A 24605-nucleotide genomic window follows, 5' to 3' on the forward strand; every position below is an offset into this window, starting at 1 on the left:
ACCGTACGGGTAGGGTTGGCCGCGGGGATGAGCGGCTGATCCGCCACTCATCTGCGCGGTCTTCCACCGCCTCCCGACCCCCGTGCCCACGGCGCACACACCACTGGGCATCACCTACAGACCACCACGTCGAGTTCAGGAGTTCACAACGATGGCCTTCTCCGTCCAGATGCCCGCCCTTGGTGAAAGTGTCACCGAGGGGACAGTCACCCGGTGGCTGAAGGAGGAGGGCGACACCGTCGAGGCCGACGAGCCGTTGCTCGAGGTGTCGACCGACAAGGTGGACACCGAGATCCCCGCCCCCACTTCGGGTGTGCTGACCAAGATCATCGCGCAGGAGGACGACGTCGTCGAGGTCGGCGGCGATCTCGCCCTGATCGGTGACGCCGACGAGGCCGGTTCCGACGACTCCGGTTCGGACGATTCCGATTCCGACGCCGCCGGCGGCGACGAGCCGACCGAGGCCGCCCCCGAACCCGAGCCCGAGCAGGCCGCCGAGGAGCCCTCCGTCGACGAGGACGCGCCCGCCGAGAAGCCCACCGCCGACACCGGCTCGGGCTCGGCCGAGGGCACCGACGTGCTCATGCCCGAACTCGGCGAGTCGGTCACCGAGGGCACGGTCACCAACTGGCTGAAGGCCGTCGGCGACGAGGTCGCCGCCGACGAACCCCTGCTCGAGGTCTCCACCGACAAGGTCGACACCGAGATCCCCTCGCCGGTCGCCGGCACCCTGCTCGAGATCCTCGCGCAGGAGGACGACGTGATCGAGGTCGGCGGCAAGCTCGCCGTCATCGGTGATGCCTCGGCGGCTCCGTCGAAGAAGAAGCCCGAACCGGAACCCGAACCCGAACCGGAACCCGAGCCCGAGCAGGAGTCCGCGCCGGAGCCGGAGCCCGAGCAGGCGCCTGCCCCCGAGGAAGAGCAGAAGCCGCAGCCGAAGGCCCAGGAGTCCAAGGCCCCCGAGCCCAAGGCACAGGCCGCGGAGAAGTCCGACCCGCCGACCGTCGAGTCGACCCCGTACGTGACGCCGCTGGTGCGCAAGCTCGCCGCGGAGAACAACATCGACCTGAACGCCATCAAGGGCACCGGTGTCGGTGGCCGCATCCGCAAGCAGGACGTGCTCGCCGCGGCCGAGGAGGCCAAGGCCCCGGCGCAGGAGTCCGCCCCGGCCGCCAAGCCCGCGGCATCGTCGGCGCCGGCCGCGTCGTCGGGCTCGCCGGAGATCCGGCCCGAGCTCGCCGAGCTGCGCGGGACGACGCAGAAGATCAACCGCATCCGTCAGATCACCGCGAAGAAGACCCGCGAGTCGCTGCAGCAGAGCGCACAGCTCACCCAGGTCTTCGAGGTCGACATGACCCGCATCGCCGGACTCCGCAAGGCGGCGAAGGAGAGCTTCAAGGCGTCCGAGGGCGTCAACCTGACGTACCTGCCGTTCATCGCGAAGGCCGTCGTGGAGGCGCTGAAGGCGCATCCCAACGTCAACGCCTCGATCGACGAGGACAAGAAGGAGATCACCTACTACGACAAGGTGCATCTCGGCATCGCCGTCGACACCCCGCAGGGGCTGCTGTCGCCGGTCATCCACAACGCCGACGACCTGTCGATCGCCGGTCTGGCCCGCGCCATCGCCGACATCGCGTCCCGGGCGCGCTCCAACGGCCTCAAGCCCGACGAGCTCGCCGGCGGCACGTTCACCATCACCAACATCGGAAGTCAGGGCGCGCTGTTCGACACCCCGATCCTGGTGCCGCCGCAGGCGGCGATGCTGGGCACCGGCGCGATCGTCAAGCGCCCGGTCGTCATCACCGGTGAGGACGGTTCGGAATCAATCGCGGTGCGGTCGATGTCCTACCTGCCGCTGACCTACGATCACCGTCTGATCGACGGCGCCGACGCGGGCCGCTTCCTCACCACGGTGAAGAAGCGTCTCGAAGAGGCCGCCTTCGCCGCGGACCTGGGCCTCTAGCCCAGATCTCCTTCGGACGGCACACCGAGGACACAGAATGCGCATCGCCGTCGCCGGATCATCGGGACTCATCGGCAACGCCCTGGTCAACTCGCTGCGCGCGGCGGGCCACACGGTCACACGTCTGGTCCGCCGCGAGGCACGCGCCGATGACGAGTTCAGCTGGGATCCCGAGACGATCGGCGTCCCGCCGGAGAGTCTCGACGGCGTCGAGGCGGTGGTCTCGCTGGGCGGCGTGGGAGTCGGCGACGGTCGCTGGACCGGCCGGTTCAAACAGGAACTCCGGGACTCGCGGATCACCCCCACCGAACTGCTCGCCGAGGCCGTCCGCGATCTCGGCATCCCGACGTTCGTGAGTGCCAGCGCCACGGGCTATTACGGGAACACCGGTGGCCACGCCGCGGTCGAGACCGACGGCCCCGGCGAGGGATTCCTCGCCGACCTGGTCGTCGACTGGGAGCGCGCCGCCACCGCCGGCGTCGGCGCGGACACGCGTCTGGTCCTGCTCCGTACGGCGCCGGTCCTCAGCACCCAGGGCGGCCTGCTGGGCAAACTCCGGCCGTTGTTCAAGCTCGGGCTCGGCGGACCGATCGGCGACGGCAAGCAGTACTTCTCGTGGATCAGCCTGATCGACGAGATCCGCGCCATCGAGTTCCTCCTCGACTCCGACCTGTCCGGACCGGTGAACCTGAGTTCGCCGGGCGCCGTCCCGTTCGGTGAGTTCACCTCGGCTCTGGGCCGGGCCGTGCACCGCCCGACGATCCTGCAGGTACCCGCCTTCGCGGCGCGCCGGGTCGGCGGCGAGATGGCCGAGGAAATGATTCTGTTCAGTCAGCGCGTTACACCCAAGGTGCTGACCGATCACGGATTCACCTTCACCCATCCCGGTGTCGACGAGGCCCTCGCTTACGCCACCGGTTCCACCAGTCATGACTGAGCGGCCGATCCGCGGGAGTGCCGAACCGGTCGAGGTCCGCCATCTCGGCGTCGTCGACTACCAGACGGCCTACGACCTGCAGCACGGCCTGGCGACCGACCGCGCCGACGGCGTCCTGGATCACGACGTGCTGCTCCTGCTTGAGCATCCGTCCATTTACACGGCGGGCAAGCGCACGGAGGACGCCGACCGGCCCACCAACGGCGCGCCGGTCGTCGACGTCGACCGCGGCGGCCGGATCACCTGGCACGGACCGGGACAACTCGTCGGCTATCCGATCGTGAAGCTCGCCGAGCCGCTCGACGTCGTCGAGTACGTGCGTCGCCTCGAGGCGGCCCTCATCTCGGTCTGCGCCGGTCTCGGCGTGACCACCGGCCGCGTCGAAGGACGTTCCGGCGTGTGGATCACCGACGACGCCGGGGAACGCAAACTCGGACAGATCGGTATCCGCGTGGCACGCGGCGTGGCCCTGCACGGATTCGCACTCAACATCGACCCCGACATGTCGGCGTTCGAGGCGATCGTCCCCTGCGGGATCGCCGACGCCGGGGTCACGTCCCTGGCCCGCGAACTGGGGCGGCCGTTGTCGGTGGCCTCTCTGCTCGACGTCACCGCCGATGCCGTGCTCACCGCGCTCGACGCCACTGCGAGCCCGGTCGCGTCGGCACAGTCCTCTCCATCCACTTCTGCGAGCGTAGGATCGATCCAGTGACCGCGTCCCCCATCACCCCCGGACCCGGTGCCCCCGAAGCCACACCCTCGGCCTCGGCATCCGCACCACAGACCCCGACCCCGGCCCCTGAGGGCCGCAAGCTGCTCCGGCTCGAGGTGCGCAACGCGCAGACCCCCATCGAGCGCAAGCCGGAGTGGATCCGCACCCGCGCGACGATGGGCCCGGAGTTCACCGAACTCAAGGGCCTGGTCAAGCGCGAGGGTCTGCACACCGTCTGCGAAGAGGCCGGCTGCCCCAACATCTACGAATGCTGGGAAGACCGCGAGGCGACGTTCCTCATCGGCGGCGAGCAGTGCACCCGGCGCTGCGACTTCTGCCAGATCGACACCGGCAAGCCCGCCGAACTCGACCGCGACGAACCGCGTCGTGTCGCCGAGAGCGTCCAGGCGATGGGCCTGCGCTACTCGACGATCACCGGCGTCGCCCGCGACGACCTGCCCGACGAGGGTGCCTGGCTCTACGCCGAGACCGTCCGCGCGATCCACCGCCTCAACCCCGGTACCGGTGTGGAGAACCTCATCCCGGACTTCCACGCCAAGCCCGACCTGCTGGCCGAGGTCTTCGATGCCCGGCCCGAGGTACTGGCGCACAACCTCGAGACCGTGCCGCGCATCTTCAAGCGCATCCGCCCGGCCTTCCGCTACGAGCGGTCCCTCGAAGTCCTCACCGCCGCACGTGATTTCGGCCTGGTGACGAAGTCGAACCTCATCCTCGGGATGGGCGAGACCCCGCAGGAGGTGCAGTCGGCGATCGTGGATCTACATGAGGCGGGCTGCGACATCCTGACCATCACGCAGTACCTGCGTCCCTCGCAGCGGCATCATCCGGTCGAGCGGTGGGTCAAGCCCGAGGAGTTCGTCGATCACTCCGAGTTCGCCGAAGAGGTCGGGTTCGCCGGCGTCATGGCGGGTCCGCTGGTGCGGTCGTCGTACCGGGCGGGCCGCCTGTACGCGCAGGCGATGGCCCATCACGGCCGCGAGATCTCACCGGCTCTCGCACACCTGGCAGCCGAGGGATCCGCCAGCCAGGAGGCCTCCAGCCTGATGGCACGCCTCGCCCGCTGACGCCGCGCGCGTCCGCTGACTTTTCGGACGGTCACCCGATGCCCCGATCGCTCGATCCACGGACGTAAACTGGCCTCATGGCAAAGGCGCAGGTGAGCAAAGAGGTCAAGGCCGAGAAGAAGAAGGCCCGTAAGGCCGCATCGAAGGAACGGCGCCAGCAGCTCTGGCAGGCCTTCCAGATGCAGCGCAAGGAAGACAAACGACTCATCCCCTACATGGTGGGTGTCATCGTCCTGTCGATCGCGGTCTTCACCGCTCTCGGATTCGTCCTCGGTTCGCCGTGGCTGCTGATCCCGCTCGGCGTGGTGCTGGGCATCCTCGGCGCCTTCATCCTGTTCGGCCGCCGCGTCCAGAAGAACGTGTACACCAAGGCCGAGGGACAGCCCGGCGCCGCCGGATGGGCCCTGGGCAACATGCGCGGGCAATGGCGGGTCAAGCAGGCCGTGGCCGGCACCTCCCAGCTCGACGCCGTGCACCGCGTCATCGGCAAGCCGGGCATCATCCTGGTCGCCGAGGGCTCCCCGACCCGCATCAAGTCGCTGCTCGGCCAGGAGAAGAAGAAGGTCGCGCGGGTCGTCGGCGACACCCCGATCTACGAGATCATGGTCGGCAACGACGACGGCCAGGTCCCGCTGTCGAAGCTCGAGCGGCACCTCAACAAGCTGCCCAGCAACATCGACCGTAAGCGGATGGAGACCCTGGAGGGCCGGCTGTCCGCCCTCGGCAGCAAGGCCCCCGGCCCCGGCATGCCGAAGGGTCCCCTGCCCGCGAACGCCAAGATGCGCAGCATGCAGCGCACGGCGCGCCGCCGCGGCTGACGCTTCCGCCCACTCCGTCGACGGAGCGCCCGATCCCGTTGACTGTGCATCGATTTACGTCGACTGTGCACCGGGTTCGACGAGCGACGACCTACGACGAAACCCACCACCGATGGACTGGTCCCCGGAAGTTGGACTGGTAATTCGGTGGTGGGTTTCGTCGATGAGTGGCTTGTGCGCCGGATCGGGTGCTGCTCAGCGGGTCCGGACGAGCGCGGTGCCGGTTGCGCGGTCGTGCAGAGCGCGTCCGTTGTAGTCGTTGATCAGGGCCGGGACCAGGAAGATCATCAGCAGCTGGCGGAAGAAGGCCCGGACGATCCCGACCGCGGCCGGGCTCTGCTCGCCGGTCGCTTCGGCGGTGTTGCGCTCGACACCGTAATCCACTCGCGCGACCCGCATCCCGATGACGAGCTGGCCCGGGGTGAACCCGAACAGCGTCACCGCGAAGATGCCCATGACGAACCACACGCCCATCTGCGCGGTGCCCAGATGCGGCGAGTTGAAGCCACCGAAGAACGCCATCGCGAGCCCACCGGCGATCAGCCAGTCGACGAGCAGGCCGGCCACCCGCGGCCAGCCGGTGGCCAGCGACCCGGGACCGCTCTCCGGCAGGCCGAGATCCTGTCCCCGGTACTCGTTGTCCACGCCGTTCTCGGGACCGATCTGCGGTCCCGACAGCCAGGAACCCGTGACTCGTCCCATCGGTGATGACTCCTCTCACGCGACCGCGCAACCCCCTCGGTCCGCGTCGTCGCCGCACTGGGAACCATCGTAGTCGCTGGTTGTCGTGACCCGTCCCGCCCGTTGGCCCCTGCCGCTAGGGTTGGGATGCGCCGAGTGCGACGGCCCCCGATCACGCTGTGTAGCCAACACCACTGCGCGTGTAACACGGGGGAAACACGGACTTGACGCATGGGCAACTTCGCCTCCATACGGTTGCCGCTGAGATCCGCTGCTGTTTCTCAGTGGCGGATGTGGCGTGTCCCCATACACGGACCACCGATCACGAAGGAGTCACCGCACGGTGTACAGCAGTAAAGAAGAACTACTCGAGGGCATCAAGAAGGAAGGTGTCGAGTACGTCGACATCCGTTTCTGCGACCTGCCCGGTGTCATGCAGCACTTCTCGATCCCCGCGTCGGCCTTCGACGAGGACGTCTTCGAGGACGGGCTGGCGTTCGACGGATCGTCGGTGCGTGGCTTCCAGTCGATCAACGAGTCGGACATGATGCTGCTGCCCGACCCGGCCACCGCGCGGATCGATCCGTTCCGCAAGGCCAAGACGATGAACCTCAGCTTCTTCGTCCACGACCCGTTCACCCGCGAGGCCTACAGCCGCGACCCGCGCAACGTCGCCCGCAAGGCCGAGGACTACCTCGCCTCCACCGGCGTCGCCGACACCTGCTTCTTCGGTGCCGAGGCCGAGTTCTACATCTTCGACTCGGTGTCCTTCGGTTCCGAGATGAACGGCACCTTCTACGAGGTCGAGTCCGAGTCCGGCTGGTGGAACACCGCGTCGCCGACCGATCCCGACGGCAGCCCGAACCTCGGCTACAAGGTCCGCCCGAAGGGTGGGTACTTCCCCGTCGCACCGTACGACCACTACGTCGACCTGCGTGACGAGATGTCCACCAACCTGCAGAACTCGGGCTTCGAGCTCGAGCGCGGCCACCACGAGGTCGGCACCGCGGGCCAGGCGGAGATCAACTACAAGTTCAACACGCTGCTCCACGCAGCCGATGACGTGCAGCTGTTCAAGTACATCATCAAGAACACCGCATGGCAGAACGGCAAGTCGGTCACCTTCATGCCGAAGCCGCTCTTCGGCGACAACGGTTCGGGCATGCACGCCCACCAGTCGCTGTGGAAGGACGGCAAGCCGCTGTTCCACGACGAGGCCGGCTACGCGGGCCTGTCGGACCTGGCGCGCTACTACATCGGTGGCATCCTGCATCACGCACCGTCGCTGCTGGCGTTCACCAACCCGACCGTGAACTCCTACAAGCGTCTGGTGCCGGGCTACGAGGCCCCGATCAACCTGGTCTACAGCCAGCGCAACCGGTCGGCCTGTGTGCGTATCCCGATCACCGGCAACAACCCGAAGGCCAAGCGCCTCGAGTTCCGTTGCCCGGACAGCTCGGGCAACCCGTACCTGGCGTTCGCCGCGATGATGATGGCCGGCCTGGACGGCATCAAGAACAAGATCGAGCCGCACGAGCCCGTCGACAAGGACCTCTACGAGCTCCCGCCGGAAGAGGCCAAGAGCATCCCGCAGGCCCCGACCTCGCTGGCCGCGGTCATCGACCGTCTCGAAGAGGATCACGAATACCTCACCGCCGGTGGCGTGTTCACCGAGGACCTCATCGAGACCTGGATCGCGCTGAAGCGTGAGAACGAGATCGAGCCGGTGCAGATCCGTCCGCACCCGTACGAGTTCTCGCTGTACTACGACTGCTGAGCCCAGGCTCCGACGTCGACTCGGCCCGCTCCGCGATCGCTCTCCGATCGCCGAGCGGGCCGTTTCGTTGTCGGCCGACTCGACCATCAATCCGCGCGAGCAGCCGTGTCCGACCGTCCCGCCGTGCGACGATGAGCCGCATGGGCACACTGCTGACGTCCGACGAGTTCGAGATCCGCCTGCTGTTCGCGGAATCGGTCCCGGAGGTGATGCAGTTCGTCCGCGACATGGTCAGGCAACGCGAACCGATCGCCCTGGAACTCGAGGGATCGGCTCACCTCGTGAATCTGGCCAACGTCCGGCACTTCTCGCTGGTCGATCAGACGGCCGACGACGAGACGCTGGACTCGGACGACCGCACCACGGTCGTCCTGTCCATCGCCGAAGCCAGAGAATAGCGCCGCCACGCAGATCGTGCGTACGTCGCCGCGGGCCGGCGGACCGTCAGTCGCCGGCGGCGATGATCACCTTGAGCGCGTGCTCGTCGGCCGCGTTGCCGAACGTGTCGTAGGCCTGGTCGAACTGGTCGAACGTGAACCGGTGGGTGATGAACTTCTCCAGGGAGATGTCGCCGCGTTCGATGCTCTCCAACAGTTCGGGTGCCGTGGTGGCATTCACCAGTCCCGTGGTGATCGTGAGGTTGTTGATCCAGTCCCGCTCGATCGGGAACGTCACGCTCTCGCCGTGTACGCCCACGTTGGCGACATGACCGCCGCGACGTACGGAGTCGAGCGCGACGCCGAACGTCGCGGGCACGCCGACTGCCTCGATCGCGACGTCCACACCGAGGCCGCCCCGGCTGAGTTCCTTGAGTTGCGCGACGACGTCGCCGCCTGCGTTGACGTCGATCGTGTCGGTCGCTCCGAAGTCCCGGGACTGTTCGAGCCGGAACTTGTTGCCGTCCACCGCGATCACCTTCGACGCTCCGGCGGCCGCCGCCGTCATCACGGCGGCCAGGCCCACCGGCCCGACCCCGACGACGGCGACGACGTCGCCCTGCCCGACGGCGCCGTAGCGCACCCCGATCTCGTATCCGGTCGGCAGGATGTCGCTGAGCATCGTCCCTTGCTCCGGCGTCACCTTCGCGGGTAGCGGGATGAGACCGTTGTCGGCGAACAGGACCCGGACGTACTCGGCCTGGGTGCCGTCGATGAGGTGACCGAAGATCCAGCCGATGCCACCCACCGTCTGGCAGTGCGACGTCAGACCCGCTCGGCAGAACTCGCACGTTCCGCACTTGCTCACGCAGGACACGATCACGCGATCCCCGACCCGAACCCGCTCGCAGCCCGGACCGACCTCGGTGACCACTCCGACGCCCTCATGCCCGAGGATCCGCCCCGGCGTGACCGCCGGTACGTCGCCCTTGAGGATGTGCAGATCGGTTCCGCAGATGGTGGTCACCTCCATCTTGACGATGGCGTCCGTCGGCTCCTGCAGAACGGGGCCCGGAACGTGTTCCCACGCCTTCTGCCCGGGACCGTGATACACGAGAGCTTTCATCGCCGACTCCTGATGTGTGCGGGTGTCGCGCGCAGAATAAGCACGATCGCCGTCGCGATCCGTCTCACATTGAGACTTGTCCGACGGGTCCCGGGCCCATCGGGGCGCCGATCATCTCGTCCCGCGTCGACGCCGGGTGTGGCTCACTTGATCGCGACGGGGTTGACCGGCGAGCCGGTCGCCTCGTGGATCTTCAACGGCGCCGCCACGTAGAAGAACGCGTACGCACCGTCCTCGGCACAGTCCGCCGCGAGCTTCTCGAGGTCACAGATCTCGGTGAACGCCACGCCGAGATTTCGCATGAGTGCGTTGTGCAACACCAGGACCGCGCCGTTGTTCGGGTCGGTGGTCACCTCGTTGGCCAAAGTGTCGGTCACGAGATTGGGGATCTCCATCTCGTGGAACCACGTCACGAGCTCCGGGGAGTAGACGAGCCCCGACTCGCAGAAGCCCCGGTAGAAGTCATCGCCCTTGTCGTAGAACAGTTGCAGATGGTTCGTGCGGACCACCAGGATGTCGCGCGGCCGGATCGGGGTGCCCTGCTGCTCCGCACACGCGATCAGATCCTCGTGGGTGAAGGTCTCGTGTGGCTCGAGGTGGTCCTTGCCCCGGTGACGGGCCATGTCGAGGAGCACGGCACGGCCGGCGACCCCGCGCTCGGCGATCGGGGCGACGCTGGCCTTGGACAGGCCGCCGACCGTCGTCTGGGCGTCGAAGCCGTTCCAGATCTTGCCGTCGTACCAGACGTGACCGAGCGCGTCGTACTGCGTCGACCCCTGCAGGGATGCGTAGAGCGTGTCGTCGGCGCAGTGCAGGCCGCCCGGGAACGCCGGCCCGTTGCCGTCTGCGTCCCAGTGTGATTCGTCGAGAACCATCTCGCGCACGGCAGGAGTACGACCCGGCCACAACGGATCGCCCGCGGGGTCCCCGATCAGACGCTGAAGGGTGAACACCTTGCCCTGCTTGATCTGTGCGGCTCCGGCCAGAACCTGCGCCGCGGTCAGGTAGTTGAGACTGCCGACCTCGTCATCGGGCCCCCACCTGCCCCAGTTGGTCGGCGCGTCGGCGAGCAGTTCGGTGAGCTCGGGAACACGGGCGTCAGAAGCTCGGGCGTCGGGCATGGATCACCTTTCGGAGGCGCGGAACGTTCGCCGGGTGAACGCTCACGATGGTCTGATCAGCTGAGAACTCATATGCGACCTTGATGGACCGATCCATCTCGCTCCGCGAGTGGCCACCCTCACATGTGATCCATACCACTTTTGGGACCTGTTACTCTGCCGACTCACAAGGTACGACCGTAGTTTGGACGAATGACCCGTGATGTATATGTCGAAGACCTCGTACCCGGTGACCGCATCCGCCTGGAGGGCACCCCGCGAGTGGTTCGGACCACCAGTCGTCTCGACGACAACCAGTTGCGCATCGAACTCGTGAAGGGCCACGACGACCTGAGCGAGGTCGTCCTGGACCGCACCGTCAAGCTGCAGGTCAACTGACGCCTGATTCGACGATCCCGTCGTTCGGGCGGATCTATGGGTCAGGCCGCCCGGGCGCCGTCGAGATCGCCGAACACCGCCTGATTGTGGTCGAAAGCGGCGATGGCCTCGTCGACGAGCCGTTCGATCCCTGTGGCGTCGAGCGGTAGCGCGTCGAGCCGCGCCCGGTAGGCGTCCTTGTAGCGCTTGAGCTTGTCGATCTCGTCGAACGAGTAGAAACTCAGCGCCGCGTCCTCGACCCCGTAATGCTCTCGCATGCGGTGGGCCACCACCTGGCCACCGCTGAGGTCGCCGAGATAGCGCGTGTAGTGATGAGCCACGTAGCGCGCCGGGTCGGTGCGGGTTGATTCGATCGCCGCCACATACCGCGCCACTGCCGGCAGCGGCGACGCCGTCGACGGGTCGATGCCGAAGGAGGCGAGGTCGGCGCCGAGGCGTTGTAGGCGAAGCAGTTTCGGGTCGAGCACGGCGTCGGCCACCGGGTCCCCCGCCAGGTCGGCACCGACACGCTCGAGCGCCTCGTAGACGAAGTACAACTGGACCGCCAGGCGCTGATACTCGCCGGAGTCCAACCGGCCCGACATCAGATCGTCGATGAACGGCGCATGCTCGGCGCGTTCGTGCGCCACCGCGGTGGCCGAACGCAGACGTTCGGAGATACTCGGGCGGTCATGTGGTCCGACGTTCTCGGGATCGGGCGTCATGATGCCACCAGTGTTACCACCAGAGTCCGGTGATCGGAACCCGGCAGGTAGTGGGTGTCCATCGACGTGGCCACGAAACCGCGCAGGATGACCCGGTCGATGGCGACCAGCGGCCGGTTGCCGAGTTGCTTGTCGGTGGGATAGCTCGGCAAAAACCCGGCACCGGCCATGTCGGTGCCGTCGACGAGCCCGTTGGTCAGCAGGCTGCGGTACTTCGCGTGATTCCAGGTGGAGTTGTAGTCCCCGATCGCGATGACCCGGCCGGGTGGGAGCTCGGCGAAATGTGCGGCGAGCGTGTCCATGTCGTCGTGCCAGTCCCAGTTGCGACCCCACAGCGGTGCCGCCGGGTGGATGGCCAGGACCTGGGTCCCGGCGGCGCCCGGCAGGTCGGTGCGGGCCTGCAGGTTGTGCAGCACCGTCCCCGGGATGTTGTATCGCTCGTCCAGCGGGCGCTTGCTGAACATCGCGGTGCCGGCCGCGTAGGTGTACGGGATCGCGAACTCGTGCGGCAGGGTTCGGCCGATCTCGCTGCGCCGCAGACGTTCCAGCGCCTCGGGGGTGACCTCTTGGAGGGACACGAGGTCCGGATCGGCGTCGGCGACGATCTTCTCGAGCGCACCCAGGTCGCCCCCGCCGAAGAGGAGGTTGGCGGAAACGACGGTGAACCGCTCGCCGGACGGCGCCGCGTTGGCGATGACCAGCGGCACCTGGGTGTAGGCCAGACCGCCGACGGCCACGAGCGCAATCGCCAGCATGAACCAGCGCCGCAGGACCGCGAAGACGACGATCGCGATCACTCCGGGGATCAACGCGAACTGCACGGCGCTGGTGAGGTACAGCGCGACGTCACCGCGGGACGGGTAGAAGTGCAGGAACACGCCCAGCACCACGCCGGCGAGCATCGCCCACCCCAGGACGTACGCGGCCGCCCACAGAAATCTCGTCATCGCTCCCCCATGTGATCCGGTGTTCCCCCGCCGGAGTCAGCTGCGCCTTCCGCGCCCGTCCGTTTCCCTCCGCGCTCAGGCCCCGAAGACCTTGAGCACCACGGCCTTGGCCCGGCGCGTCACCCGGAGATAATTCTCCAGGAACTCGTTGGCCTGGTCCTCCGGCCACCCCGCGGCGAACGCGATCTGGCGCAGTTGTGCACCCGGCCCAGGTAGTTGATCGATCGGCTTGCCACGCACCAGGACCAGCGCGTTGCGCGCCTTCGTCGCGGTCGTCCAGGCGTCCTTCAACAGTGCGACGTCGTTCTCCGACAACAACTCCGCCGCGCCGATGGCATCCAGTGAGTCCAGCGTCGACGTGTTGTGCAGGCTCCGATAGCGGTGCGCATACTTCAGCTGCAGCAGCTGCACCGTCCACTCGATGTCGGCGAGGCCACCGCGGCCGAGCTTGGTGTGGGTGGCCGGGTCGGCGCCGCGCGGCAGACGTTCGGCGTCCACGCGGGCCTTGATCCGGCGGATCTCCCGAACGGCGTCGTTGCTGACACCGCCGGCCGGATACCGCACGTGGTCGATCATGTGCAGGAAGTCGATGCCGAGGGCCTCGTCGCCCGCGACCTGATGCGCCCGGAGCAGCGCCTGCACCTCCCACGGTTGCGCCCATTGTGCGTAGTAGGCGGCGTAGGACGCGAGAGTCCGCACGATCGGACCGTTCCGACCCTCGGGGCGCAGCCCCGTGTCGACCTCGAGCGGCGGATCCGCGCTCGGGCTCCCCAGCATCGACCGCACGTTCTCGGCGATCGTCTGCGCCCACTTGAGCGCCTCGGACTCCTCGGCGTCCCGATCGGGCTGACACACGAACATCACGTCGGCGTCGGATCCGTAACCCAGCTCGCCACCGCCGAGCCGACCCATGCCGATCACCGCGATGCGCGCCGGCGCCCGGCTCCCCCGTTCGCGCTCGGAGATGTTGATCGCGACGGTGAGCGCTGCGTTCAGGACCGCCGCCCACACACTGGACAGCGCCTTGCAGACGGCCGGTACGTCCAGCAGTCCCAGCACGTCGGCGGAGGCGATGCGGACCAGCTCGGCCCGACGATGCGAACGGGCCACGGCCACCGCGCGTTTCATGTCCTGCTGGCGGACGGTCGAGGCGACGAGGCCCTTGGCGACGTCCTCGGGGCGCACGTTGCACAGCTTGGGCCCGTCCGGCCCGTCGGAGTACTGGTGGATCACCTCGGGCGATCGCATCAGCATGTTCGCGATGTACTCCGACGTCCCGAGTACCTTCATCAGTCGCGCCGCCACCACGCCGTCGTCGCGCAGCAGTCGCAGGAACCAGTCGGTGTCCTCCATCACGTCGCACAGCCGGCGGTAGTTCAGCAGGCCGGCATCGGGATCCGGCGTGTCCCCGATGTGTTCGAGCAACTGCGGCAGGATGAGCAGCTGGATCTGACCGCGGCGTCCCGGCGCGTTCGACAGCGCGCGGATATGACTCAGTGCCCGATCGGGTTTCGCGTAACCCAGTGCGGCCAGCCGCCTCTCGGCGGAGGTGTCGGTCAGGGTCAGCTCGTCGGTCTTGAAGCGCGTGACCGCCTCGAGCAGCGGGCGGTAGAACAGCTTCTGGTGCAGCCGCCGGACCCGCAGGCTCTGATGGCGGATCTGTTCGCGCAGCACCCCCGTCGCGTCGAGCTCGCCCTCTCGCCGGATGTGTGCGGCGCGGGCGAGCCAGCGCAGCGCCTCGTGGTCGTCGGGCTGCGGCAACAGATGCGTCCGGGACATGCGCTGCAGCTGCAGCCGATGTTCGAGGAGACGCAAGAACTGGTACGACGCACTGAGATTCGCGGCGTCGTCGCGTCCGACGTAACCGCCTGCGGTGAGCGCGGCCAGCGCATCGACGGTCGGCATCACGCGCAGGTTCTCGTCCACCCGGCCGTGCACCATCTGCAGCAGCTGGACCGCGAACTCGACGTCGCGCAGACTGCCGCGCCCGAGTTTGAGGTTGCGCTCGCGCTCGTCCTCGGGGAGCAGGGATTCGACGCGGCGTCGCATCTTCTGCACCTCGGGCACGAAGTCGGGCCGCTCGGCCGCTTTCCACACCATCGGTTTGACCGCGGCGATGTAGTCGTCGGCGAGTTGCATGTCGCCGGTCATCGCCCGGGCTTTGAGCAGTGCCTGGAACTCCCAGGTCTTGGCCCACCGTTCGTAGTAGGCCACATGCGATTCCAGGGTTCGAGTCAGCGCGCCGGACTTCCCCTCGGGACGTAGCGCGGCATCGACCTCGAAGAACGCGAGCGAACCGATGCGCATCATCTCGCCCGCGATCCGCGCCGCGGTACCGTCGGCCGGGTCACTGACGAAGATGACGTCGACGTCGCTGACGTAGTTCAGTTCGCGCGCACCGCATTTGCCCATCGCGACGACGGCGAGCCGGACCGGGATCGGATCGTCCCCGCAGACCTCGGCGAAGGCGACGGCCAGCGCCGCGGTCAGGGCGGCGTCGGCCAGGTCGGACAGGTAGGCACCCACTTCGGGCAGCCACATCACCGGTTCGTCCTCGACGGTCGAGGCGACGTCGTGGGCGGCGAGCTGCAGGATCAGATTGCGGTAGGCCAGGCGGAGTGCGATGACGGCCTTCGGGCCGGTGAGCGCGGACCGGTACACCCGGTTGCCCTTCTCGACCTCGCCCGGAACGGGCTCGGCAACGACCGAGGCGAGCATCAGACGGTCGACCTCGGCACGGTCGGGCAACTCGTCGGCGAGCAGCAGCCGCCAGCTCGACGGTTCGGCGACCAGGTGATCGGCGAGTGCGTCCGACGAGCCGATGACCGCGAACAGGCGCCCACGGAATGCGCGCTCCGTGCGCACCAGGCCGTCGATCTCGGACCACTCGTCGCCGACGGCGCTGCGCAACCGCACGAGCGTGCGGAGGGCCAGGTCGGCGTCGGGAGACCGCGACAGGGCCCACAACACGTCGACCGACTCCGGCGTGTTCCACCCGAGATCGGCGAGGTTCCGGGGTGCGGAGTCGTCGAGCAGACCCAGCCGGCCCGCGCTGGGGACGGTGCTGCGTCCGGCTCGCCCCGGGGGTCCCGATCGTGTTGTCACATCACAAAAGTAGCGACCGGATCCGATCGGCACGACATCGCGGTCCCCGACCGGACAAGGCAGCCCTTACAGCGGCAGGTAGTTCTGCAGCTCGAACGGGGTCACGAGGCTGCGGTAGTTCGTCCATTCCGTCCACTTGTTGCGCAGGAAGTAGTCGAACACGTGCTCGCCGAGGGCCTCGGCGACCAGCTCCGAGTTCTCCATCTCCTTCAGCGCGTCGGCCAGGCTGCCGGGGAGTTCCTTGTAGCCCATCGCGCGACGCTCGGCCGAGGTGAGCGCCCAGACGTCGTCCTCGGCCTCGTCGGGCAGCTCGTAGTCCTCGTTGATGCCCTTGAGCCCGGCGGCCAGCAGCACCGCGAAGGTCAGGTACGGATTGCAGGCGGAGTCGGGGCTGCGGACCTCGATGCGGCGCGAGGACGCCTTGTTCGGCGTGTAGAGCGGGAGTCGGATCAGCGCCGAGCGGTTGGCGCCGCCCCAGGTGGCCGCGGTCGGCGCCTCGCCACCGTGGATGAGCCGCTTGTAGCTGTTCACCCACTGGTTGGTGACCGCGCTGATCTCCGAGGCGTGATGCAGGATGCCGGCGATGAACTTCTTCCCGGTGGCCGAGAGCTGCATCGGGTCGTCGGGGTTATGGAAGGCGTTGAGGTCGCCCTCGAACAGGCTGAGGTGGGTGTGCATCGCCGAACCGGGGTGCTCGCTGAACGGCTTGGGCATGAACGTCGCCCACACGCCTTCGTTGATCGCCACCTCCTTGATGAGGTAGCGGAACGTCATCACGTTGTCGGCCATCGACAGCGCGTCGGCGTAGCGCAGGTCGATCTCCTGCTGACCGGGCGCACCCTCGTGATGGGAAAACTCGACCGAGATGCCCATCGACTCCAGGGCCTCGATCGCATGCCGCCGGAAGTTGGGCGCGGCGTCGTGGACGGCCTGGTCGAAGTACCCCCCGGAGTCCGCCGGAGTCGGCACCGACCCGTCCAGGGGCGCTTCCTTGAGGAGGAAGAACTCGATCTCGGGGTGGACGTAGCAGCTGAAGCCGAGGTCGGCGGCCTTGTTGAGCTGCCGGCGCAGCACATGCCGTGAGTCGGCCCAACTGGGAGTGCCGTCGGGCATCGCGATGTCGCAGAACATGCGTGCGGAATGGTGCCGACCGGCCGAGGTTGTCCACGGCAGCACCTGGAAGGTCGACGGATCAGGCTTGGCCACGGTGTCGGCTTCCGAGACCCGGGAGAATCCCTCGATGGACGAGCCGTCGAAGCCGATACCCTCGGCGAACGCGCCCTCGAGTTCGGCCGGGGCGATCGCCACGGACTTCAGATAACCGAGGACGTCGGTGAACCACAGTCGGACGAAGCGGATGTCGCGCTCTTCGAGGGTCCGCAGCACGAATTCCTTTTGGCGATCCATGGTCGCCGACATTAGAAGTACGCTGTTAAATCCGTGTTACACGCGCAATTCCAACTCGCTGTGCTGCAGTTTTACGGACGGCATCCCACATCGTGAGACGTCCGACCAGTAGCTGGGACGCCGGGCCGGACACGAAATCCCAAGTGAACTGCCGACAGAGTCGCACACGGCGATCTCGGACCCCTTTTCGCCTGTGACCAATTGCATAAAGGTGGCAGGTCACAACCGGTCGTCCTGGTGAAACAATGGCCTACGTCCGTGTTCAACCCGGGTACCCGCCGCGCCCTCTCCGGCCAGTCGGGACTCGAGGCAGAAAAGAGACAACGATGTCCGATTCCTCGGTATACGGCGCGTCCGCCCCCGCCCAGTCCGCCAAGCGACGCGTGACCCGCATCCACCACCTCGCGCAGATGAAGGCCGAGGGCGAGAAGTGGTCGATGCTCACCGCATACGACTACTCCTCCGCCCGCATCTTCGACGCCGCCGAGATCCCCGTCCTGCTGGTCGGCGACTCCGCCGCCAACGTCGTCCTGGGCTACGACACCACCATCCCGGTCACCGTCGACGAGATGATCCCGCTCATCCGCGCCGTCGTACGCGGCGCACCGCATGCACTGGTCGTCGCCGACATGCCGTTCGGCAGCTACGAGATCGGTCCGCAACACGCGCTCGAGAACGCGTTCCGGATCTTCAAGGAGACCGGTGCGCACGCGGTGAAGCTCGAGGGCGGCGAACGCGTCGCCCCGCAGATCGCGGCGCTGACCGCGGCCGGTATCCCGGTCATGGCCCACATCGGGTTCACCCCGCAGAGCGTCAACGGGCTCGGCGGATTCCGCGTCCAGGGCCGCGGGGACGGCGCCGATCAGCTCGTCGCCGACGCCATCGCCGTCCAGGAGGCGGGCGCCTTCGCCGTGGTGATGGAGATGGTGCCGGCCGATCTCGCCGGTCAGATCACCCGCAAGCTGACCATCCCGACCGTCGGCATCGGCGCGGGCAACGAGACCGACGCGCAGGTCCTCGTGTGGCAGGACATGGCCGGACTCACCCACGGCAAGACCGCGAAGTTCGTCAAGCGCTTCGCCGATGTCGGAGGCGAATTACGCTCGGCCGCCGAGCAATACGCCGACGAGGTGCGCCGCGGAGTGTTCCCCGGCCCCGAACACAGCTACTGAGAGCCCGGACGTCAGCACTACGCTGACGTCCATGCGGAACTTCTACCCGGAGATCGAGCCCTACGCCTCCGGCCATCTCGACGGCGGCGACGGCCAGCAGATCTACTGGGAGACCTCCGGCAACCCGGACGGCAAACCCGCCGTGTTCGTGCACGGCGGGCCCGGGGGCGGGACGTCCCCGGCGCAGCGCCGGTTCTTCGACCCGGCGAAGTACCGGATCGTCCTGTTCGACCAGCGCGGCTGCGGACAGTCCCGGCCCCACATCGCCGCCGGCGCGAACCTCACCGTCAACACGACACCGCACCTCATCGCCGACATGGAGCGCCTCCGTACTCATCTCGGGATCGACCGCTGGCAGGTCTTCGGCGGTTCCTGGGGTTCGACACTCGGTCTCGCCTACGCGCAAGCCCATCCCGACCGCGTCACCGAACTCGTGCTGCGCGGCATCTTTCTGCTGCGGCGCAGCGAGATCGACTGGTACTACAACGGCGGGGCCGCCCACATCTACCCCGACCTGTGGGAGAGCTACCTCGAGCCCATCCCCGTCGACGAACGCGACGGCGACCTCGTCGCCGCCTATCACCGCCTGCTCACCTCCGGGGACGCCGCGACGGCCCGCGCCGCCGCCCGCGCCTGGACGGGTTGGGAGCAGGCGACCAGCTATCTCCTCCCCCGCCCCGACGAGGAGTCGGACGGTTCCTCGGCGGACGACCCCCAGAAGAAGGACACCGACCGCTTCGACCTCGCCTTCGCATCGATCGAGAACCACTACTTCGTCAATCACGGATTCCTGCGCGACGGTCAGCTCCTCGACGAGATCGACACGATCGCCTCCATCCCCGGCGTGATCGTGCAGGGCCGCTACGACGTCGTGTGCCCGATGCGCAGCGCCTGGGACCTGCACCGCGCCTGGCCGGCTGCCGATCTCCGCATCGTCGCCGACGCCGGGCACGCATCGTACGAGCCGGGTATCAGACACCACCTGATCGAGGCCACGGACCGGTTCGCGCGGTAGCCGACGCCAGTACTCCGCACGCACCACTAAGCTCGACGGACAGCCGTCGAGAAACCAGGAGGAACAGGTGGCCGCATCCGAGCAGGTCGAGGTGGAGCTGAAGTTCGACGTGGACGCCGGACACGTGGCCCCCGACCTGCGGGTGCTGCCCGGTGTCGTGTCGGCGACGACCCCGGAGACGTTCTCGCTCGACGCCACCTACTTCGACACCGAGAACCTCGACCTCGCCGGCAACAAGATCACCATGCGGCGGCGTACCGGCGGCAGTGACCAGGGCTGGCACCTCAAGCGGCCCACGGGCATTCCGGGAACCCGGCGAGAGCTGCACGTGGGCTTCGACGAGGCTCCCGCGGACGGCGACGTCCCCGCCGCACTGTCGACACCGGTCCTGGCCCACATCCGCGAACGCACCCTGATGCCGGTCGCCGTCATCTCCACGACGCGCACCGTGACCCGGTTGCTCGGCGCCGACGACGAGCCGCTCGCCGAACTCGCCGAGGACCTCGTCACCGCCCAGTCACTCCTGCCCGGCGGTCACAGCCAGCAGTGGGCGGAGTGGGAGTTCGAGCTCCTCGCCGGTGGCACGCCGAAGCTCCTCAAGGCCGCCGACAAGGCGCTGCGTGCCGGGGGCGGCCGCGAGGCGTCGAGCGCGTCGAAGCTCGCCCGTGCGATCGGCGCCACCCCGACCGTGCACGAACCGCGCCTGTCCAAGCGGCCCACCGCACTCGAACTCGTCGTCACCGACATTGCGCTGCACCGCAATTCGCTGGTCGCCTACGATCCGCTGGTGCGGGTCGACGCCCCCGACGCGGTGCATCAGATGCGCGTGGCGTGTCGCCGCCTACGAAGCGTGTTGTCGGGCTTCCCCACCGTCCTCGACGCCGAGCGCACCGCCCACATCGGCGCCGAGCTGAAGCTGCTCGCCCAGATCCTCGGCGACGCACGCGATTCAGAGGTGCAGCTCGAGTTGAGCGAATCACTGCTGCGTGGCGAGAACGCCTCGCCGGAGCTGCTCGCCGAGCTCGCCGGCACCGAGGTCACCGCCCACGATCGCGCCCTGCGCGCGGCACACGCCGCGATGTCGTCGAAGCGGTACTTCGCCCTGCTCGACAGCATCGACGGCCTGATCGCGTCGCCCCCGCCGGGCCCCGACGCCGACATCCCGGCCACCACGGTCGTCGACAAGGCGATCGCCCGCAGCCGCAAGCACATCCACCGCGCACAGGCTCGTCTCGCCGGCTTCGCCGAGGGTTCCGACGAGTGGGAAGAGCAGCTGCACACCATCCGCAAGCGGGCCAAGCGGCTGCGCTACAGCATCGACGCGACCGAACCGCTCGGCAAGAAGAAGTATCGCGAGGTCGGCGTGGCGGCCAAGAAGATCCAGTCCGCGCTGGGCGATTTCAACGACACCCGGATCAACCGGACGCGACTCGCACAGATCGCCTCGGCCGGCACCCTCGGCGGCCCCGACATGTTCGTACTCGGCCGGATCGACGCCCGACTCGAGGCCGACGGGCACCGCGCGATCGCCGCGTACCGCCGAGTCGCCAAGGAACTCTGACCAACCGGCCGCTGGTTGAGCCGGCACCGAGCGAAGCGGGCCGCCCCCCCTGCTGGTTGAGCCGGCACCGAGCGGAGCGGGCCGTCCCCCTGCTGGTTGAGTCGGCACCGAGCGAAGCGGGCCGCCCCCCCTGCTGGTTGAGCCGGCACCGAGCGGAGCGAGGCGCCCCCCTGCTGGTTGAGCCGGCACCGAGCGGAGCCGCCGGGCCGAGCAAGCGACGAAGGAGCGCGTCGAGGTCGAGGCGCCGAGTCGAAGCCACTCCGCCACCACCGCTCACACCCGGCGGAACTCCACCGTCCGGGTCACTTCGTCAGCTTTGGTGAGTTCGACGACCACGCGGTCGCCGGGGCGTAGATCACCCGCGCAGCGCGCGATCACCGGCGGATCGGACAGGAAAATCTGCGCCTGCCTGCGCTCGGTCGCGCCCGACATCACGACCGCGTCGAACCGCTCACCCACCCGCTCACGCAAGATGACGGCTTCCGCCAGGTCGATGCTCGCGCGATCCGCGGTGGCGCCGAGAGTGTCGGCCGACCGCAGGATCTTGGGCAGCGTCGGCAACGCGCGGTGCACCCAGTCCGGTACCGGCGTACCGGATGCGATCGCCAGACACACCTCGGTGGCGAACCGGTCCCCGAGCCGCCGCAGCGGTGCGGTGACATGGGCATAGAGCCCACCGATCGCCGAATGCCGCATCAGCGCGTCATCGACGGGCTCGTCGGGTCCGGTGAGGGCGAGGTAATTGGCACCCCGCATGAGCCCGGCCGCGGCCGATTGCAGGGCGAGCGTGCTCGGCTCGCCACCCGGTAGCCCCGCCAGGAACCGGCCCACCGGCAAGCCGGCCGGCCACTGAACCCCGAGGGCCCGGGCAGCGGCACGCAGATCCTCGATCGCGTCCTCCTCGGCCGGCGGCAGGGTGCGCAGCAGCCCGACACCGGCCTCGGCCATGATCGTGCCCGCGCACATCCCGGCCAGCAGCGACACCTGCGAGTTCCACATGTCGGCGGGTGTGTGTGCCTCGAGATCAAGACGCCACCCGTCGGCCGTGCGGACGACCGTCTGGTCGGGCAGGTCGAGTTCGACCGCGCCCCGCGCCAGCGCGACCTCGCGTCGCAGTTCGCCGAATGCAGGCAGGGCGGCGATGGCGGGATGCAGCCGGCCGGCGGCGGCATCGGCCGAGACCCCGGCGTAGTCGAGGCGCGCGACCGAGGCGATGCGGGACCGCCGCACCCGGACATCGGTCACCGATCCGTCGCCGGCCACCCGGATGGTCCACAGCACACACAGTCTGACCTGCTCCGGCAGAAGGGAACCCGCGCCCTCGGACAGTGCGCGAGGGTGCAACGGGACCGACCCGTCCGGGAAGTACACGGTCGCGCCGCGTCGCCGGCTCTCCTGGTCGAGAGCACCTTCGGGGGTGATCAGGGCCGCGACATCGGCGATCGCGTAGTCGACGACGAACCCGTCGCCGTCGGCGGTGAGGTGCACCGCCTGGTCGAGATCTCGGGAGGTCGGCGGGTCGATCGTGACGAAGGGGACGCCGGTGTGGTCCTCGCGGACGTCGGCGTACCGGTCGGCACCCGGAGCGCCGGAGTCGATCATCTGCGCGGTGGCCCGGGCTTCGGCGAGGGCATCGTCGCCGTACTCCTCGTCGACGCCCAGTTCGGTGCGTATGCCGGCGAAGTCGATGTCGGGGGCGGAGAGGATGCGCTTCACTCCCCCAACCCTAGAGAAGAGTGAGGCGAACGAGTCGGCACGTAAGCCGGATCCTGTTCCCGCACGGTCGTGAGACCGCGTGGGCGGCGACCATCCATCTGGGCACACCGTCGCCGGGTACCTCGAGCGGCCCACCCGCGGGCTGGGGCGAGCAGCCCTCGTGACGCCCGCGCACACGCACCGTGAGGTGCGTGCTTCGGCCTTGCTCCGGGTGGGGTTTACCGAGCCGGCACGGTCACCCGTGCCGCTGGTGCGCTCTTACCGCACCGTTTCACCCTTACCGACCTCGCGGCCGGCGGTCTGTTCTCTGTGGCACTGTCCCGCGGGTCACCCCGGGTTGCCGTTGACAACCACCCTGCTCTGCGGAGTCCGGACTTTCCTCGATGCGCGGCGTGGCGGGAGACCGCCCGTTCCGCGCACCGCGGCCGCCCGGCCGACTCGTTCGCGCACTCAGGATACGCCCGGGGCGACGGCACAAAACATCCGCGGTCAGACGCGCCAGTGCGCGGCGTCGTTGACGAGCCGCACAACGGAGCCGCCGTCGTCGAAGTACTCGGCGATCGACACCGACGCGAGGTCGAGGTGCAGCCGGAACAGCAGTTCGGGTCCGACGCCGAGCGCGTCCTGCAGCAGCGTCTTGATGGGCGTGACATGCGAGACCAGCACCACGGTCTGACCCGGATACCTCTCCAGCAGTTCGGCTTTCGTCCGCGAAATGCGTTCGGCGACCTGCGCGAAGCTCTCCCCGCCGGGCGCGGGCACGGTGATGTCGGACAGCCACGCGCGGTGCAGATCCGGGTCACGCTGCGACGCCTCGGTGAACGTCAGACCCTCCCAGTCACCGAAGTCGTTCTCGATCAGCCCGGGATGTTCGACGACGTCGATCCCGGTCAGGGCGGCGACCTCCTCGGCCGTCGACCGTGCACGCCGCAGCGGCGAGGTCACGATCGCGGCGATCCCCTCCTCGCGCACCACGCGTGCGGCGGCGGCGCGGGCCTGGCGTCGGCCCTCGTCGGTGAGGTCGGGATTGCCCCGCCCGGAGTAGCGCCGCTCCACCGACAGCGGCGTCTGGCCGTGCCGGAGCAGGATCAACCGGGTCGGATCGCTGCGCCGACCCTGCCACGACGGCGCCTTGGTCGCCGAATCTCCCTCGGGGACAGACTCTTCGGCGGTCGCGGTCACGAATCTAGATCCCGGACTCGGCGGTGCGCACGAGGATCGCGCCGCACTCTTCGCACCGGATCACCTCGTCGGACTGTGCCGCGGCGATGGTGGCGATGGTCCCGCGGTCGAGTTCCATCCGGCAGGCACCGCATCGGCGTGCCCGCAGCAGGCCGGCGCCGATGCGGCCGCCGGCGCGTTGCTTGTCGTACATCGCGAGCAGCGGCGCATCGATCTCGGCTTCGAGGGTCTCGCGGCGCTCCCGCGCGCGCGACAGGTCCTCGTCGATGGTCTCGAGCGACTTGTCGCGCCGGACCTGCGCTTCGGCGACCTTCTCTTCGAGGTGGCTGATGGTCGCCGCGGCCCGGGTGCGTTCGGACTCGACGGCCTCCTGCTGCTCCATCAGCGACAGCATCTCGTCCTCGAGCACCGCTCGCCGACGACCCAGGCCCGCGAGCTCGTGTTGCAACTCCGACAACGCTTTCGGCGCCAGGCCACCGGCGGTCAACAGGGCCGAGTCCTTGGCCTCACGGTTGGCCATACCGGTCACCTCGGAGTCGATCCGGCGGTACTCGCGTCCGAGGTCCTCGGCGGCGATCTCCGCGCGCACCAGATCGTCACGGGCGGCATCGATCGCGGAATTGTGTTCGGCGATCTCGGCGTCCTCCGGCAGGGTCTTGCGGCGATGAACGAGACGATTGATCTCGGCATCGGAGTCCGCGAGATCGAGCAGCAGTCGCTGCACGGCGGCGTCGACTTTCATTGCGGTCTCCTCTTCGGCGAAAGTCCCCCCACCGTACGCGGGGGGCGCGCGAGAGCCGGCGGCGGCTCGGTTTCTC

The 24605-nt window shown here is 68.4% G+C and carries 21 protein-coding genes and 1 other RNA gene; 11 read left to right on the top strand and 11 right to left on the bottom strand.

Annotated features, from left to right (window positions below; all coding sequences use genetic code 11):
* Window positions 1-151 precede the first annotated feature (151 nt).
* From sucB to A9310_RS07575, 5 genes are all read left to right on the top strand, one after another.
* The gene (gene sucB / locus A9310_RS07555) at window positions 152-1966 is read left to right on the top strand and encodes a 2-oxoglutarate dehydrogenase, E2 component, dihydrolipoamide succinyltransferase (protein WP_065630057.1); all 1815 of its coding nucleotides are present in this window, start codon (window positions 152-154) and stop codon (window positions 1964-1966) included.
* A 37-nt stretch (window positions 1967-2003) separates the two neighbouring features.
* Entirely contained in the window at window positions 2004-2903 is a 900-nt protein-coding gene (locus tag A9310_RS07560; protein ID WP_058253108.1) for a TIGR01777 family oxidoreductase, read from the top strand.
* Window positions 2896-3615, top strand: coding sequence for a lipoyl(octanoyl) transferase LipB (gene lipB, locus A9310_RS07565; RefSeq protein WP_065630058.1), 720 nt, complete (start codon window positions 2896-2898; stop codon window positions 3613-3615). Before A9310_RS07560 ends, lipB begins: the two co-directional genes overlap by 8 nt.
* Window positions 3612-4700: a lipoyl synthase gene (lipA, locus tag A9310_RS07570; RefSeq protein ID WP_065630059.1), complete on the top strand. Its 1089-nt coding sequence runs from the start codon at window positions 3612-3614 to the stop codon at window positions 4698-4700. Before lipB ends, lipA begins: the two co-directional genes overlap by 4 nt.
* Window positions 4701-4777: 77 nt before the next feature.
* A complete protein-coding gene (locus tag A9310_RS07575; protein ID WP_058253111.1) occupies window positions 4778-5518 on the top strand; it encodes a DUF4191 domain-containing protein in 741 nt (246 codons plus the stop codon).
* Between the two features lie 195 nt (window positions 5519-5713).
* Here the strand turns inward: A9310_RS07575 and A9310_RS07580 are convergent, their stop codons facing one another.
* Window positions 5714-6220 (bottom strand): RDD family protein, encoded by a 507-nt coding sequence (locus A9310_RS07580; protein ID WP_058253112.1) that lies wholly within the window; start codon window positions 6218-6220, stop codon window positions 5714-5716.
* A 322-nt stretch (window positions 6221-6542) separates the two neighbouring features.
* Here A9310_RS07580 and glnA (A9310_RS07585) point away from each other — a divergent pair, with 322 nt between their 5' ends.
* Both glnA (A9310_RS07585) and A9310_RS07590 read left to right on the top strand, forming a co-directional pair.
* The gene (glnA, locus tag A9310_RS07585) at window positions 6543-7976 is read left to right on the top strand and encodes a type I glutamate--ammonia ligase (protein ID WP_010841141.1); all 1434 of its coding nucleotides are present in this window, start codon (window positions 6543-6545) and stop codon (window positions 7974-7976) included.
* 140 nt (window positions 7977-8116) lie between these two features.
* Complete coding sequence (locus tag A9310_RS07590) at window positions 8117-8374, top strand: hypothetical protein (protein WP_065630060.1); 258 nt, start codon at window positions 8117-8119, stop codon at window positions 8372-8374.
* A gap of 46 nt (window positions 8375-8420) precedes the next feature.
* Here the strand turns inward: A9310_RS07590 and A9310_RS07595 are convergent, their stop codons facing one another.
* Both A9310_RS07595 and A9310_RS07600 read right to left on the bottom strand, forming a co-directional pair.
* Window positions 8421-9479 (bottom strand): alcohol dehydrogenase catalytic domain-containing protein, encoded by a 1059-nt coding sequence (locus tag A9310_RS07595; RefSeq protein ID WP_065630061.1) that lies wholly within the window; start codon window positions 9477-9479, stop codon window positions 8421-8423.
* 143 nt (window positions 9480-9622) lie between these two features.
* Complete coding sequence (locus tag A9310_RS07600; protein ID WP_065630062.1) at window positions 9623-10600, bottom strand: cyclase family protein; 978 nt, start codon at window positions 10598-10600, stop codon at window positions 9623-9625.
* Window positions 10601-10792: 192 nt separating this feature from the next.
* Between A9310_RS07600 and A9310_RS07605 the strand changes: the two genes are divergently transcribed.
* On the top strand, window positions 10793-10978 hold the full coding sequence (locus A9310_RS07605) for a hypothetical protein (protein ID WP_065630063.1): 186 nt from the start codon (window positions 10793-10795) through the stop codon (window positions 10976-10978).
* A gap of 41 nt (window positions 10979-11019) precedes the next feature.
* Here A9310_RS07605 and A9310_RS07610 read toward each other — a convergent pair whose 3' ends face one another.
* The 4 genes from A9310_RS07610 to glnA (A9310_RS07625) all read right to left on the bottom strand — a co-directional run bounded on the left by A9310_RS07610 (window position 11020) and on the right by glnA (A9310_RS07625) (window position 17141).
* Entirely contained in the window at window positions 11020-11682 is a 663-nt protein-coding gene (locus A9310_RS07610; RefSeq protein WP_065630064.1) for a heme oxygenase (biliverdin-producing), read from the bottom strand.
* Window positions 11679-12629: an endonuclease/exonuclease/phosphatase family protein gene (locus A9310_RS07615; RefSeq protein ID WP_065630065.1), complete on the bottom strand. Its 951-nt coding sequence runs from the start codon at window positions 12627-12629 to the stop codon at window positions 11679-11681. The genes A9310_RS07610 and A9310_RS07615 overlap by 4 nt, the downstream gene beginning before the upstream one ends.
* Window positions 12630-12704: 75 nt before the next feature.
* The gene (locus tag A9310_RS07620; RefSeq protein WP_083207295.1) at window positions 12705-15734 is read right to left on the bottom strand and encodes a bifunctional [glutamine synthetase] adenylyltransferase/[glutamine synthetase]-adenylyl-L-tyrosine phosphorylase; all 3030 of its coding nucleotides are present in this window, start codon (window positions 15732-15734) and stop codon (window positions 12705-12707) included.
* 66 nt (window positions 15735-15800) lie between these two features.
* Window positions 15801-17141, bottom strand: coding sequence for a type I glutamate--ammonia ligase (gene glnA, locus A9310_RS07625; RefSeq protein WP_065630066.1), 1341 nt, complete (start codon window positions 17139-17141; stop codon window positions 15801-15803).
* A 326-nt stretch (window positions 17142-17467) separates the two neighbouring features.
* Between glnA (A9310_RS07625) and panB the strand changes: the two genes are divergently transcribed.
* From panB to A9310_RS07640, 3 genes are all read left to right on the top strand, one after another.
* Window positions 17468-18313 carry a 3-methyl-2-oxobutanoate hydroxymethyltransferase gene (gene panB, locus A9310_RS07630; protein ID WP_058253120.1) on the top strand — a complete coding sequence of 282 codons (846 nt, stop codon included), beginning with the start codon at window positions 17468-17470 and terminating at the stop codon, window positions 18311-18313.
* 31 nt (window positions 18314-18344) lie between these two features.
* Complete coding sequence (gene pip, locus A9310_RS07635) at window positions 18345-19328, top strand: prolyl aminopeptidase (protein ID WP_065630067.1); 984 nt, start codon at window positions 18345-18347, stop codon at window positions 19326-19328.
* Window positions 19329-19395: 67 nt separating this feature from the next.
* Entirely contained in the window at window positions 19396-20889 is a 1494-nt protein-coding gene (locus tag A9310_RS07640) for a CYTH and CHAD domain-containing protein (RefSeq protein ID WP_065630068.1), read from the top strand.
* Window positions 20890-21162: 273 nt separating this feature from the next.
* Here the strand turns inward: A9310_RS07640 and A9310_RS07645 are convergent, their stop codons facing one another.
* The 4 genes from A9310_RS07645 to A9310_RS07660 form a co-directional block, all read right to left on the bottom strand.
* A complete protein-coding gene (locus A9310_RS07645; protein WP_065630069.1) occupies window positions 21163-22605 on the bottom strand; it encodes an RNB domain-containing ribonuclease in 1443 nt (480 codons plus the stop codon).
* 26 nt (window positions 22606-22631) lie between these two features.
* An RNA gene (gene rnpB / locus A9310_RS07650) (RNase P RNA component class A) lies at window positions 22632-23046 on the bottom strand.
* Between the two features lie 48 nt (window positions 23047-23094).
* Window positions 23095-23787: a histidine phosphatase family protein gene (locus A9310_RS07655; RefSeq protein ID WP_065630070.1), complete on the bottom strand. Its 693-nt coding sequence runs from the start codon at window positions 23785-23787 to the stop codon at window positions 23095-23097.
* 4 nt (window positions 23788-23791) lie between these two features.
* Window positions 23792-24529, bottom strand: coding sequence for a zinc ribbon domain-containing protein (locus A9310_RS07660; protein ID WP_058253125.1), 738 nt, complete (start codon window positions 24527-24529; stop codon window positions 23792-23794).
* Between the last annotated feature and the right edge of the window lie 76 nt (window positions 24530-24605).

This window comes from Gordonia sp. UCD-TK1, from assembly GCF_001691435.1.
In the GTDB taxonomy this organism is placed as follows: Bacteria; Actinomycetota; Actinomycetes; order Mycobacteriales; family Mycobacteriaceae; genus Gordonia; species Gordonia hongkongensis.

Excerpts from the sequence above, each read along its gene's own strand:
- A9310_RS07590 (WP_065630060.1), top strand. The coding sequence starts at position 8,117 with ATGGGCACACTGCTGACGTCCGACGAGTTCGAGATCCGCCTGCTGTTC.
- A9310_RS07660 (WP_058253125.1), bottom strand. The coding sequence starts at position 24,529 with ATGAAAGTCGACGCCGCCGTGCAGCGACTGCTGCTCGATCTCGCGGAC.
- panB (WP_058253120.1), top strand. The coding sequence starts at position 17,468 with ATGTCCGATTCCTCGGTATACGGCGCGTCCGCCCCCGCCCAGTCCGCC.
- A9310_RS07605 (WP_065630063.1), top strand. The coding sequence starts at position 10,793 with ATGACCCGTGATGTATATGTCGAAGACCTCGTACCCGGTGACCGCATC.
- glnA (WP_065630066.1), bottom strand. The coding sequence starts at position 17,141 with ATGGATCGCCAAAAGGAATTCGTGCTGCGGACCCTCGAAGAGCGCGAC.
- lipB (WP_065630058.1), top strand. The coding sequence starts at position 2,896 with ATGACTGAGCGGCCGATCCGCGGGAGTGCCGAACCGGTCGAGGTCCGC.
- A9310_RS07575 (WP_058253111.1), top strand. The coding sequence starts at position 4,778 with ATGGCAAAGGCGCAGGTGAGCAAAGAGGTCAAGGCCGAGAAGAAGAAG.
- A9310_RS07610 (WP_065630064.1), bottom strand. The coding sequence starts at position 11,682 with ATGACGCCCGATCCCGAGAACGTCGGACCACATGACCGCCCGAGTATC.
- A9310_RS07580 (WP_058253112.1), bottom strand. The coding sequence starts at position 6,220 with ATGGGACGAGTCACGGGTTCCTGGCTGTCGGGACCGCAGATCGGTCCC.
- sucB (WP_065630057.1), top strand. The coding sequence starts at position 152 with ATGGCCTTCTCCGTCCAGATGCCCGCCCTTGGTGAAAGTGTCACCGAG.
- A9310_RS07595 (WP_065630061.1), bottom strand. The coding sequence starts at position 9,479 with ATGAAAGCTCTCGTGTATCACGGTCCCGGGCAGAAGGCGTGGGAACAC.
- A9310_RS07560 (WP_058253108.1), top strand. The coding sequence starts at position 2,004 with ATGCGCATCGCCGTCGCCGGATCATCGGGACTCATCGGCAACGCCCTG.
- A9310_RS07600 (WP_065630062.1), bottom strand. The coding sequence starts at position 10,600 with ATGCCCGACGCCCGAGCTTCTGACGCCCGTGTTCCCGAGCTCACCGAA.
- A9310_RS07615 (WP_065630065.1), bottom strand. The coding sequence starts at position 12,629 with ATGACGAGATTTCTGTGGGCGGCCGCGTACGTCCTGGGGTGGGCGATG.
- pip (WP_065630067.1), top strand. The coding sequence starts at position 18,345 with ATGCGGAACTTCTACCCGGAGATCGAGCCCTACGCCTCCGGCCATCTC.